Raw genomic sequence first — 12,724 nt, forward strand, 5'->3', positions numbered from 1 at the left:
ACCCGAATTGCGCTTTGAGCACCGTCCTCTCGGACCCGGCCGCAAGCCGGGTACACATATTTACCTCCAGCATGCCAGCCACACCACCGATAGTCCCTTGCCCCATACCAAGCAAGGGCCCACCATGCCAACCTCAGCAAACACCTTACCTGGCGCTCATTACACCACTATCGCGCACAAGGTCCCCGCCTGGCTCAAGCAAGCTACTCCAGAAACCCGTCGCGCAATCCGTAACGCACTGCCAGCCCCTGCCTGGCTCGCCACAGCGATCCAGCAGCTACCGGAAACCGCCAAAGCCTGGCAAGAAGAGCACGCCCGCCACCGCGAACACCAGGCTCAGGTTCAGGAACTGTTCGAGCGGCTGCCTGACCTGCAAACCTACGCCGCCCAGCAACTGACCGAAGCCATCAAACAGCAATTCGGGCTCGACCTGGATGTGCACGACACGTTTCTGGTCGATGCCCGCCTGATCGACGCGACCAACGCAGGCGACGCGCGCATGGCTGTGAATCAGGCGACCCGCTCGCTGCTGCAAAGCGCGCTGCACAACTTCGACCAAGGTGCCGCTGTCGAGGCTGGCATGGACGCGCCGAAGGCACTGCTGAAGAAGTCCGTCATCCTCGATCATCGGCGCTTCATGGGCACTGTCCCGATCACCAATGCAGTGGATATCAGCGCCGAAAACTTCGCCGACCTGTGCCGCAAGCTGGATATCGGGGGCAAATACCATGGCCTGGTGCATGAGATCTACTACCCTGCGGCCACGGCGCTGCTCAGCGCCGATGAAGCCAGGCTGAGCGTTTACCAGACCCTGGGGCGGGCGGAAGTCTCGGCTTTCCGACAGTCCTTGCATTTCGCCCGCCTCAAAGGCGATATCACTGAAACACTGTACACCGCAGCCCTTGCCAGCCCCGTTGATCAGCCCTTATCGGCAACCTCACCCGTGACATTCAGCTATCTCGAGTTGTGGGAAGCGACGCTGACCGGGGTTGTGCTCATTACCATGCAAACCGATGCGCATCAGGCCGTCGCCCTGTATATCCCGGAGGACGACGCGGAGCCTCTCAAGGAATTTACGACCCTGGAGGCCTTGCAGGCCGACTTGCGCAGCAGGCTCCAGGCCAACATCAACTATCTGGACAAACACATCGCCGACCGTGACAAGGCGTCGACAATCACCCGCCTGAGGGATCGGCTCACGCCCATCACGTGGAGTGTCCGCGGGATACTTGAGCGTGTACCTGATCCACATGCCACCCTGCATCCGGTTGCAGAGCCCTTCAGCCATGCGTTCCAGGGGGTCATGGCTTTTCAGAAAGCCCAACGCCACGAACAAGATGTGCTGTTTCACGCAGCCCCAACCGAAATCGTCGACCGGCGCACTGCCCAGGCCCACCGGGAATTGATCGCCGGTCGCGTGCTGACGGCCCTGAACATCGCCGGCTTCTTCGTGCCTGGGCTGGGCGAGGCGATGCTTGCAGTCTGCGTGCTCCAGTTGGCCCACGAGGTCTACGAAGGTATCGAGGCGTGGAAAAACGACGAGCGCGACAAAGCCTTGACCTACCTGGTAGATGTCATTGAAAACGTGGCGATCATGGCCGCGTTGAACGCGGCAGCCAAAGCAGCGGGGCACACCGAAGGTGGCGAAGCAGGCAGTACGCCGCAGGAGCCAGAGATAGAGGGTGTTGCAGTGCCAACCCACTCTTTCATCGAAGAACTGGTGGAAGTGGAGCTACCGGATGGCAGCACTCGCCTGTGGAACCAGGACCTGACCCCCTTCGAACAAGACGTCGCCCCCCCGGCACAGGCCAGCCCGGATGGGCTTGGGCTGTACCGCCAGGATGGCAAGGTCTGGCTGCGCCTCGAAGACAAGACATTTTCACTCAAATGGAATGCCGATACTGGTACCTACAGAATCGAACACCCCAGCAAGGCAAACGGCTATGAGCCACCGCTACGGCACAACGGGGCCGGAGCCTGGCTGCAAGTAACGGACAGGCCGCTGAGCTGGTCGGGCATGGCACTGCTGCGCCGTATCGGTCACTTGAATGCCCACTTCGACGAGCCAACACTGCAACGGATACTTGCCGTCAGCGACACCCACGAAGACGTGCTGCGCCGGACCCTGGCCGAGAACCAGCGGCTGCCGGCATTGCTGGAAGACACGATGCAACGTTTCAAGCTGGACGAAACGATCCGGCAATTGCCGGACACCGCCTCCTGGGCGGCCGAGTTTTCCAGGGCTTATGCCCGCCTTCCGGGTGACCTGTCGCCAGGCTCTGCTGCCATTCGGCGGCAGTATCCGAACCTGCCGGCCGCCGTCAGCGATGAACTGGAGCGCGGCGCCAGCGCCCCCGAACGCCAAATGCTCGACAGCGGCAAGGTTCCCATACGCCTGGGCGAGGAGATCCGCGTCTACCTGCAACACATCCGCCTGGCCCGCGCTTGCGAGGGGCTGTACTTGTCCGGGGTGCAAAACCGCGACAGTGACCGACTGATCATGCATTTGCTTGAACACCAGTCAGGCTGGCCTGCCGAAACAAAACTACAGGTGCTGCAGCGCACGTCGTGGCCTGCCCAAGTGCAGGGTATCGGCCCTCTGGACACGCGCCCCTACCAAACCATCACACATGCCGAGGCAGGCTACATCGTCCACGATGAAAGCCGCCCGGGTGCAACGGTCACGGCCTACCCGGATCTCTATGCCGCGTTGTACCAAGCACTGCCAGAGGCCATGACGCAGATGGGTGTAGCAGATCAGCAAGGGCTGCAGCGCCTGCTACGGGAAAGCCCCTTGCCGCCACGTTCGACCTTGAGGGCGATACTGGGCATGCAACCTGTACGCCCCGGTTACCGTTCGCCCATGCGCCTGGCCGATGGGCGCCTGGGCTATCCGCTGAGCGGAGGTGGCCCGGCAGCACAAGGCGCCACCCGTCTGCGCCTGATCGAAGCTGTCGAAGCAACAGGGCTCGTCGCGCATACCGGGCTTTCGGCGGACCAGATACTGCTTTCGCTTGCCAGTCGTGGCCGTACGCAGTTGCAGATACTCGAGCATCTGCAGTTGCTGGTGGAGCAGCGCAATGAACTGCAAAGCAGGTTGGCAGACTGGAGTGAGGCCATTTCACCTGCAACAGAGCAAGCCGCGCACGACTACAACCGCCTGCGCGAGTCGATCATGCAACACTGGTACGACACCGCCCTGGATGAAGGCACCCAGCACACGGCCGAGCTGCGCATCACTCACGTTCCCTTGGCCGATATACCCCTGACACTGCCCGATTTCTTCAACATCCGTGTGCGCAGCTTGAGCCTGATTGATCTACCGTCAGGCACCCTCGCCGGCTGGGCACAGCACGAACGTTTGCTGCAACGCCTGCTCAGGCAGGTGCCGCAGCTCGAATCATTGGAAATCAGCCGGCCGTACAACGCCAGGTCAACACCTTCCTTCTTTCTGCTCAGCGTCCCTTCCATCAGTCAGATCTTGCCCGAATTGCAACGGCTGATACTGACCAACCAGAACATCGCGTTTTCCGAAAACGACCTCAATTTGCTGGCAGAGCTCCAGCAGTTGAGGTACCTGGACCTGAGTGGCAACCGCCTGGCCCAAGACAACAGCCCAAGCTTCCATCAACTGTCCCTGGACTTCCTGGGGCTGGATCACATGCAAATGGCGCAGTGGCCCATCGGGATCGGCAGTGATGCACTGAGGCGTATCGCCCACCTGTCCATGCGGAACAACAACCTCAGGTCATTGCCATCGTTCCTGCTCAATGAGGCAGAGGCACTGCCCAACCCGACGGTAATCGCACTCGAAGGCAACCGGATCAACGAAACCCATTTGCAGCGCTTGTTACTGAACGAGCGGGCCGAAACGGTCGGCATTACCGTAGACGTACCTGCAGAACTCACCAGCCGGCTTGGGCGCATTCGCGATGAACGCCAGCAAATGCGCGACGCGATCGACGGCTGGGTTCAGGCGTCCAGTTCAAGCAACCCACTGACCCAGGAAGCACTGGCAGACAGGTTGAGCATCCAGTCGGCGATCAGCCAGTTCTGGGAGCAACAGGAGCGAGGCCAGCGGTACCTTCGCTTGCAACTGGAGGATGTGGCTGTCGAACAGTTTCCCAGGCGGCTTCCTGCATTCTTTGAAGAGCGTGTTCAAGCACTCATCCTGACCCGCACGCGTGGCACCGCGTCGCAACTTGACGACCTGCTGCGCCGCTTCCCCAATGTCACCCGGCTGACCATCGACGGACATCAGTCGGCCACTTCCTCAGTGGCGTCTGCCTTGACACGCCTGCCCCGCCTCAACTACCTGGATTTTCGCAACATGGACCTGGAAGTCGATCAGGCCATGCTGGATATCCTGGCCGGGTTGGAGCACCTGACGTCGCTGGACCTGTCAGGCAACCGCATGGGTACCATCAGCCAGGTACCTGCAAGGCTCTCCAGCAACCTGCAATCACTTGCGCTGACCAACATGAACCTGCAGGCCTGGCCCAGCTGGTGCGATAGCTTGCTGCCCCTGGAACTACTGAACTTGAGCGCCAACAACATTACCCAATTGCCCGATCACATTCTCTCGAACCTGAACAATCCCATGCCGATTTCGTCGATTTCGCTGTTCGACAATCCGCTGCCACTCGAAACCATCCTGCGTGTCCGCGCGTTCTCGGACAGCCAGCACAGTTTTTCCTTCGCACTGGATATTCCGGGCAACCTGCTGCTTGTCGATTCTTCGAGCGAAGGATCACTCGATCACCCTCACTTCCCCCTGCAGGGCGACGATACGCCCAGGCTCGAAGACTGGATGCTTGGCAACGACGCGCAGAACGAGGCATTGCGTGACTGTTGGGAGATGCTTGAAGGTAGCGACCTGTTGCGCCTGGCGGGCCGTTTGCGTAATACCGCGCCATACGCCGACCCGACCACGCAAGCCAGCTTTTGCGAGCGTGTGCGCATGATGCTGGTTGTGGCCGCAGGCAACGCGGCAGATCGCCCGCTCATGGAATGCATCGCCGCGGCCGCATTGCCTGACCCTGCAACCCGATCACAGACTTGCCACGATGGTGCGCTGCAGGAGTTCAACAACATCGAGCTGTACCTGATGGCGGAGCGTTTGCTGATCGAGGCGGGCGATTCTCTGGAAACGCTGCGCCATCGCCTGTTGCAGCTGTTCAGGATGGACCAGCTGGAGAAATTGGCCCAACAGCGATCCGGCCCGGGAGACAGGGTTTCGGTGCGGCTGGCCTACCGCCGGGAACTGGCCAGGGAGCTTGACCTTCCGATTGCCGACAGCATGCGTTTTCGAAGTGCAGCAAATCTGGCGCCTGATGAACTGTCGCGGGTGCTGGAAAAGGTTCGCAAAAGTGAATTGAGCAATGACCTGGTCGACTACATGCTGGCGAACAAGGACTGGGCGGCCCGCCTGCGAGCCGAGCATGCAGACCGCTTCGCCGAAATAGACGCCCGCTTCCGCCAGCTTGTACTTGAACTTGCCAACAAGGATCACTCGCTACAGGAGGAACTGAGCCTGCAGCTGGAACTGCACAACCATAAGGAGCTGGAGGAGCAGGAGCTGTTGCGTGAGCTCACAATCGCGCAGCTCAACACCTGAGTACTTGCTTCAAATGGCGACGCGCATGGCTTGCAGCGCGTCGCCGACTTTACACGCGAATTTCAGCGCCCATACCGCGCTTGTCCCCAACTCAGCAGTGCCTGCAAAAGCTGCTGCAATACTTGCCGGGTGGGTTGCGCCAGGTCTTCGCGGTAGGCAAATGGCTCGGTTTCATTCATGTAGGTGCTCTGCGCCAGTTCCAGCTGCACGGCATGAATGTGGTTGGCCGGATCACCGTAATGCCGGGTGATGTGCCCGCCCTTGAAGCGGCCATTCAGCACATGGCTGTAGGCCGGCGCTTCAGCACAAACGCCTTGCAGGCGCTCGGCCAGTGCCGGATCGCAGCTGGCACCGTTGAACGTACCCAGGTTGAAATCCGGCAACTTGCCATCGAACAGGTGCGGGATGTGCGAGCGGATCGAATGGGCATCCCACAGCAGCGCATAGCCAAACTGCTCGCGCAGGCGGTCCAGTTCGCGACGAAGGGTGTCGTGATACGGGCGCCAGATCTGCTCCAGATAGCGAGTGCGTTCTTCGCCAGACGGCGCCAACCCATCCCTGAACAGCGGCTCGCCCTCAAACAGCGTGGCCGGGTACAGGCCCGTTGTGGCGCCAGCGTACAGCGGTTTGTCGTCATCCGGGCGGTTCAGGTCGATGACGAAGCGCGAATACTCCGCCGCCACCACGCTGGCCCCCATGTCGCGGGCAAAATCGTACAACTGCGGGATGTGCCAATCGGTATCCGGCAGGCTGCGCGCCTGGTCGACCAGGCCTTCACGCACGGCGTCGCTCAGGCGCAGGCCGGCGTGCGGCATGCTGATCAGCAGCGGCAGGCGACCTTGGTGAAAACTCAGTACCTTGTCCATCGTGCCTCACTCAGTTGGAAATCTCGTTGCCCTTGCGCACCACGCGCTTGGGCAGGTCGCCGCCCAGCCAGTAGGCCAGGTCGGCGGGGCGGTCGATTTGCCAGGCGACGAAGTCGGCTACCTTGCCCACCTCCAGCGAGCCATGGCTGCTGCCCAGGCCCAACGCCGTGGCGGCATGCACGGTGACGCCGGCCAACGCTTCTTCGGGCGTCATGCGGAAACAGGTGCAGCCCATGTTCAGCATCAGGCGCAGCGACAAGCCTGGCGAAGTACCGGGGTTGAGGTCGCTGGCCAGGGCAATCTTCACCCCGTGGCGGCGCAGTGCGTCCATCGGCGGCAGCTGGGTTTCACGCAAAAAGTAGAACGCGCCGGGCAGCAGCACCGCGACCGTGCCAGCCTTGGCCATGGCGATGGCATCTTCCTCGGTCATGAACTCAAGGTGGTCGGCCGACAGCGCCTGGTAGCGCGCCGCCAGGCTGGAGCCGTGCAACGACGACAGCTGTTCGGCATGCAGCTTGACCGGCAGGCCCAGCTCGCGCGCCTTGATGAACAGGCGCTCGACCTGCGCCGGGGAGAACGCCAGGTGCTCGCAGAAGGCATCCACTGCGTCCACCAGGCCCTCGGCGGCCAGCGCCGGCAGCATCTCGTCGCAAATATGCGCAATGTAATCGTCGGCACGGCCGGCGTACTCCGGCGGCAAGGCGTGTGCGGCCAGACAGGTGGCGCGTACCGCCAGCGGCAGCTCATCGGCCAGGCGGCGGGCCACCCGCAGCATCTTGCGTTCGTTGGCCAGGTCCAGGCCGTAGCCGGACTTGACCTCGATGGTGGTCACACCATCGCGCATCAGGGCCTGAACCCGCTGGCGGGCACTGGCGAACAGCTCGTCCTCGCTGGCCGCACGGGTGGCCCGCACGGTGCTGGCGATGCCGCCGCCCTGGGCGGCGATCTCGGCATAGCTCACGCCTTGCAGGCGTTGCTCGAACTCGCCGCTGCGGTTGCCACCGAACACTGCGTGGGTGTGGCAGTCGATCAAGCCCGGGGTGACCCAGGCACCGCCCAGGTCCACCGTGCGGTCAGCGTCGACCGGCAGCCGTTCGGTGCGCGGGCCGATCCATTCGATCAGGCCGGCGCTGGTGACGATGGCCGCGTCCTCGATGGCCGAGTAACGGCCCTCGGCCATGGTTGCCACATGGCAATGCTGCCAGAGGGTTCTCATGCACAATCTCCTTTACTAGCGGTGCAGCTCGACCGGCTCTGCTACCGGCTTGCCCTGCCCTGCACGCGGCTTGCACCACAGCAGGTAGGACGCCACCAGGAACACCACCCAGACCACACCAACGATCAATGCCGCCTGGGTATCCGGGAAGTAGCCGAGCACGCCAAAGATGAACACCATGAATGCAATGGCCAGGGCCGGGCCGTATGGCCAGAACGGTACCGGGAACTTGAGCTGGGCCACGTCTTCACGGCTCATGCTGCGGCGCATGGCCACCTGGGTAAGCAGGATCATCAGCCATACCCACACGGTGGCGAAGGTGGCGATCGAAGCGATCAGCAGGAATACGTTTTCCGGGATCAGGTAGTTGAGCAGCACGCCGATCAGCAACGCCGCGCCCATCACCACCACGGTCATCCACGGCACCCCGTGTTTCGACAGTTTGCCGAAGCTGCGTGGCGCATGGCCTTGCTGGGCCAGGCCGTACATCATGCGGCCAGCGCCGAAAATGTCGCTGTTGATGGCCGAGATCGCGGCAGAAATCACCACGATGTTCAGCACGGCGGCGGCAGAGCCAATACCCAGGTTGCTGAAAATCTGCACGAACGGGCTACCTTCGCTGCCGATCTGCGGCCAGGGGTACAGGCACATCAGCACGAACAGGGTGAGCACGTAGAACAGCAGGATGCGCAGGGGCACGGCGTTGATCGCCTTGGGGATGACGCGCTGCGGGTCCTTGGCTTCACCGGCAGTGACGCCAATGATCTCGATGCCGCCGAAGGCAAACATCACCACGGCAAAGGAGGCGATCAGCCCGCCAACGCCGTTGGGCATGAAGCCGCCATGGTCGAACAGGTTGCTCACACCCACAGCATGCCCGGTACCCACCTGGCTGAAGCCAAAGGCCATGATGCCGAGGCCGGCCAGAATCATCGCGACGATGGCGCCGACCTTGAGCAGCGACAGCCAGAATTCCATCTCGCCGAACACTTTGACGTTGCACAGGTTGAGGCCGCCGATCAGGAACACGATGCCCAGCACCCAGATCCAACGGGCGACCTCAGGGAACCAGAAGCCCATGTAGATACCGAAGGCGGTGACGTCGGCGATGGCAACGATGACCATCTCGAAGGCGTAGGTCCAACCGAGGATGAAGCCGGCCATGGGGCCGAGGTAGGTGCTGGCGTAGTGGCCGAAGGAGCCGGCCACCGGGTTGTGCACGGCCATTTCGCCAAGGGCGCGCATGACCATGAACACGGCGGCGCCGCCGATCAGGTAGGCCAGCAGCACGGCCGGGCCGGCCATCTGGATGGCCGAGGCGGAGCCGTAGAACAGGCCGGTGCCGATGGCCGAACCGAGGGCCATGAAACGGATGTGGCGGGCACTTAGCCCGCGTTTGAGACCTTGAGCTTGTTGCATGTCACGTCCTTAAATTGTTTTTGTGGTCGTGAGATCGAGGGGGCTGCCTTGCAGCCCATTCGCGGGCACGCCCGCTCCCACAGGAGTACCGAAGCCTCGAGGCTTGTGCTGTACCTGTGGGAGCGGGCGTGCCCGCGAAGGGCCGCGCACAGCGGCCCCGGGGGCATTACAGGCTTGGCAGCACACCCGCCGGCAGCAAACCGGTCAGGCTACCCTTGGCCAACAGTTCCACGGCCTTTTCGATGTCCGGCGCGAAGAATCGGTCACGGTCGTAGTGCGGCACTTCGCTGCGCAGCGCCTTGCGTGCTTTTTCCAGCTTGGCGGAAGTTTTCAGGCCTTTGCGCAGGTCCAGGCCCTGGCAGGCGCCGAGCCATTCGATGGCCAGCACGCCACGGGTGTTTTCGGCCATTTCCCACAGGCGCTTGCCGGCAGCCGGGGCCATCGATACGTGGTCTTCCTGGTTGGCCGAAGTCGGCAGGCTGTCGACGCTGTGCGGGTGCGACAGGGCCTTGTTCTCGCTGGCCAGGGCGGCAGCGGTGACCTGGGCGATCATGAAGCCGGAGTTGACCCCGCCATTTTCCACCAGGAACGGCGGCAGCTGCGACATGTGCTTGTCCATCATCAGCGAGATACGGCGCTCGCTGAGCGATCCGATTTCGGCGATGGCCAAGGCGATGTTGTCGGCGGCCATGGCCACCGGCTCGGCGTGGAAGTTGCCACCGGAAATCACATCACCTTCGGCCGCGAACACCAGCGGGTTGTCGGACACGGCGTTGGCTTCGATGCCCAGTACCTCGGCAGCCTGGCGCAGCTGGGTGAGGCAGGCGCCCATCACCTGCGGCTGGCAGCGCAGCGAGTACGGGTCCTGGACCTTGTCGCAGTTCTTGTGCGACAGCGACACTTCGCTGGAATCACCCAGCAGGTCGCGGAAGCAGGCAGCGGTGTCGATCTGGCCGCGCTGGCCACGCACTTCGTGGATACGCGCATCGAACGGCGAACGCGAGCCCAGTGCAGCTTCGACACTCAGGCCACCGCAAGCGATGGCAGCGGCATACAGGTCTTCACCCTGGAACAGGCCGCGCAGTGCGTAGGCGGTGGAGGCCTGGGTACCGTTGAGCAGGGCCAGGCCCTCTTTGGCAGCCAGGGTCAGCGGCTCCATGCCGGCGACCGCCAGGGCTTCGGTGGCTGGCAGCCATTGCCCCTTGTAGCGGGCCTTGCCTTCGCCCAGCAGCACCAGCGACATGTGCGCCAATGGCGCCAGGTCACCGGAAGCACCCACCGAGCCTTTGAGCGGGATGTGCGGGTAGACTTCGGCGTTGACCAGGGCGATCAGCGCGTCGATGACTTTGCGGCGAATGCCGGAGAAGCCACGGCTGAGGCTGTTGATTTTCAGCACCATGATCAACCGCACCAGGTCGTCATCCAGCGGCGCGCCGACACCGGCGGCGTGCGACAACACCAGCGAGCGCTGCAGGTTTTCCAGGTCGTGGCTGGCGATGCGGGTCGAAGCCAGCAGGCCGAAACCTGTGTTGATGCCGTAGGCGGTGCGGTCTTCGGCAATGATCTGCTCGACGCAGGCGACGCTGGCGTCGATGGCTGGCGAAGCGCTGGCATCCAGTTGCAGGCTCACAGGCGCGGCGTGAATTGCCCGCAACTGGGCCAGGGTCAGGGTGCCGGGCTTGAGGGTGAGTTCGGTCACGTTGCTACTCCAAATCGCGTGGAGCCGCAGGCCCGTTTTCGGTGCCTGCGCGCTCCTTCTTGTTGTTCAGTATCACCCCTGGTGGGGTGCGATCCAAAGCGTGGCGATCAGCCAGTGATCATCGGCAGGTCCAGGCCCTGCTCCTTGGCGCAGTCGATGGCGATGTCGTAACCGGCATCGGCATGACGCATGACGCCAGTCCCTGGGTCGTTGGTCAGCACGCGGGCAATACGCTCGGCGGCTTCATCGGTACCGTCGCAGACGATGACCATGCCCGAGTGCTGGGAGAAGCCCATGCCCACGCCGCCACCGTGGTGCAGCGACACCCAGGTGGCGCCGCCTGCGGTGTTCAGCAGGGCGTTGAGCAGCGGCCAGTCGGAAACAGCGTCCGAGCCATCACGCATGGCTTCGGTTTCGCGGTTGGGGCTGGAGACCGAACCCGAGTCCAGGTGGTCACGGCCGATCACCACGGGCGCCGACAGCTCGCCGCTGCGGACCATTTCGTTGAACGCCAGGCCCAGCTTGGCGCGCAGGCCCAGGCCAACCCAGCAGATACGTGCCGGCAGGCCCTGGAAGCTGATGCGCTCGCGGGCCATGTCCAGCCAGCGGTGCAGGTGGGCATCGTCAGGGATCAGTTCCTTGACCTTGGCGTCGGTCTTGTAGATATCTTCTGCATCACCGGACAGCGCCGCCCAGCGGAACGGGCCAATGCCACGGCAGAACAGCGGGCGGATGTAGGCCGGCACGAAGCCTGGGAAGTCGAAGGCATTGGTCACGCCCTCTTCCTTGGCCATCTGGCGGATGTTGTTGCCGTAGTCGAAGGTCGGCACACCCTGCTTCTGGAAGTCGAGCATGGCTTGAACGTGCACGGCCATCGATTGCTTGGCGGCCTTGACCACAGCAGCCGGCTCGGTCTGCGCGCGGTCGCGGTACTGTTCCCAGGTCCAGCCGGCGGGCAGGTAGCCGTTCAGTGGGTCATGGGCGCTGGTCTGGTCGGTGACCATGTCCGGGCGCACGCCACGCTTGACCAGCTCTGGCAGGATTTCGGCGGCGTTGCCGTGCAGGGCGATGGAAATGGCCTTGCCTTCGGCGGTGTACCTGGCGATGCGGGCCAGGGCGTCGTCGAGGTCGGTGGCCTGTTCGTCGACGTAGCGGGTTTCCAGGCGGAAGTCGATGCGGCTCTGCTGGCATTCGATGTTAAGCGAGCAGGCGCCGGCCAGGGTGGCAGCCAGTGGCTGGGCGCCGCCCATGCCGCCGAGGCCGGCGGTGAGTACCCACTTGCCTTTGAGGCTGCCGCCGTAGTGCTGGCGACCGGCTTCGACGAAGGTTTCATAGGTGCCCTGGACGATGCCCTGGCTGCCGATGTAGATCCAGCTGCCGGCGGTCATCTGGCCGTACATGGCCAGGCCCTTGGCGTCCAGTTCGTTGAAGTGTTCCCAGTTGGCCCAGTGCGGCACCAGGTTGGAGTTGGCGATCAGTACGCGCGGGGCGTTGCTGTGGGTCTTGAACACGCCGACCGGCTTGCCCGACTGCACCAGCAGGGTTTCGTCGTTTTCCAGGCGGGTCAGGGTTTCGACGATCTTGTCGTAGCATTCCCAGTTGCGGGCGGCGCGGCCAATACCGCCGTACACCACCAGTTCTTTCGGGTTTTCCGCAACCTGTGGGTCGAGGTTGTTCATCAGCATGCGCAGTGGCGCTTCGGTCAGCCAGCTTTTGGCGGTCAGCTTGTTGCCACGTGGGGCACGGATTTCAACGTCACGGTATTTGTTGTTGTCGGTCACGGGAAAGGTCCTCTGCGGTCGTCCGCGGGCGGGTATGTCGTGGTCAATATACAAACACACCTTTACTTGTATGTACAAGCATGGACAACCAAAATATTCGGACTGATCTACTGAGTGGTCCAGAAA

At 62.8% G+C, this 12,724-nt stretch carries 6 protein-coding genes; 1 reads left to right on the forward strand and 5 read right to left on the reverse strand.

The genetic code is table 11. The annotated features are described in order from the left end of the window. The first annotated feature begins 124 nt into the window (after positions 1-124). Positions 125-5,617, forward strand: a complete 5,493-nt coding sequence (locus ACFY9W_RS04550; protein ID WP_391126350.1) for a dermonecrotic toxin domain-containing protein — start codon at positions 125-127, stop codon at positions 5,615-5,617. Between the two features lie 62 nt (positions 5,618-5,679). Here the strand turns inward: ACFY9W_RS04550 and hutG are convergent, their stop codons facing one another. The 5 genes from hutG to hutU form a co-directional block, all read right to left on the reverse strand. Further along, positions 5,680-6,483 (reverse strand): N-formylglutamate deformylase, encoded by an 804-nt coding sequence (gene hutG, locus ACFY9W_RS04555; protein ID WP_391126353.1) that lies wholly within the window; start codon positions 6,481-6,483, stop codon positions 5,680-5,682. A gap of 10 nt (positions 6,484-6,493) precedes the next feature. After that, positions 6,494-7,699, reverse strand: coding sequence for an imidazolonepropionase (gene hutI, locus ACFY9W_RS04560; protein WP_391126356.1), 1,206 nt, complete (start codon positions 7,697-7,699; stop codon positions 6,494-6,496). A gap of 15 nt (positions 7,700-7,714) precedes the next feature. Continuing rightward, complete coding sequence (locus tag ACFY9W_RS04565; RefSeq protein WP_391126359.1) at positions 7,715-9,118, reverse strand: amino acid permease; 1,404 nt, start codon at positions 9,116-9,118, stop codon at positions 7,715-7,717. Positions 9,119-9,284: 166 nt separating this feature from the next. After that, positions 9,285-10,817 carry a histidine ammonia-lyase gene (hutH, locus tag ACFY9W_RS04570; protein ID WP_391126362.1) on the reverse strand — a complete coding sequence of 511 codons (1,533 nt, stop codon included), beginning with the start codon at positions 10,815-10,817 and terminating at the stop codon, positions 9,285-9,287. A gap of 107 nt (positions 10,818-10,924) precedes the next feature. After that, on the reverse strand, positions 10,925-12,598 hold the full coding sequence (gene hutU, locus ACFY9W_RS04575; RefSeq protein ID WP_391126365.1) for a urocanate hydratase: 1,674 nt from the start codon (positions 12,596-12,598) through the stop codon (positions 10,925-10,927). Positions 12,599-12,724: the final 126 nt, after the last annotated feature.

Source organism: Pseudomonas sp. NPDC008258, from assembly GCF_042956345.1.
Lineage (GTDB): Bacteria > Pseudomonadota > Gammaproteobacteria > Pseudomonadales > Pseudomonadaceae > Aquipseudomonas.

Coding starts and splice junctions, on each gene's coding strand:
- ACFY9W_RS04550 (WP_391126350.1), top strand. CDS start 125: ATGCCAACCTCAGCAAACACCTTACCTGGCGCTCATTACACCACTATC.
- hutG (WP_391126353.1), bottom strand. CDS start 6,483: ATGGACAAGGTACTGAGTTTTCACCAAGGTCGCCTGCCGCTGCTGATC.
- hutI (WP_391126356.1), bottom strand. CDS start 7,699: ATGAGAACCCTCTGGCAGCATTGCCATGTGGCAACCATGGCCGAGGGC.
- ACFY9W_RS04565 (WP_391126359.1), bottom strand. CDS start 9,118: ATGCAACAAGCTCAAGGTCTCAAACGCGGGCTAAGTGCCCGCCACATC.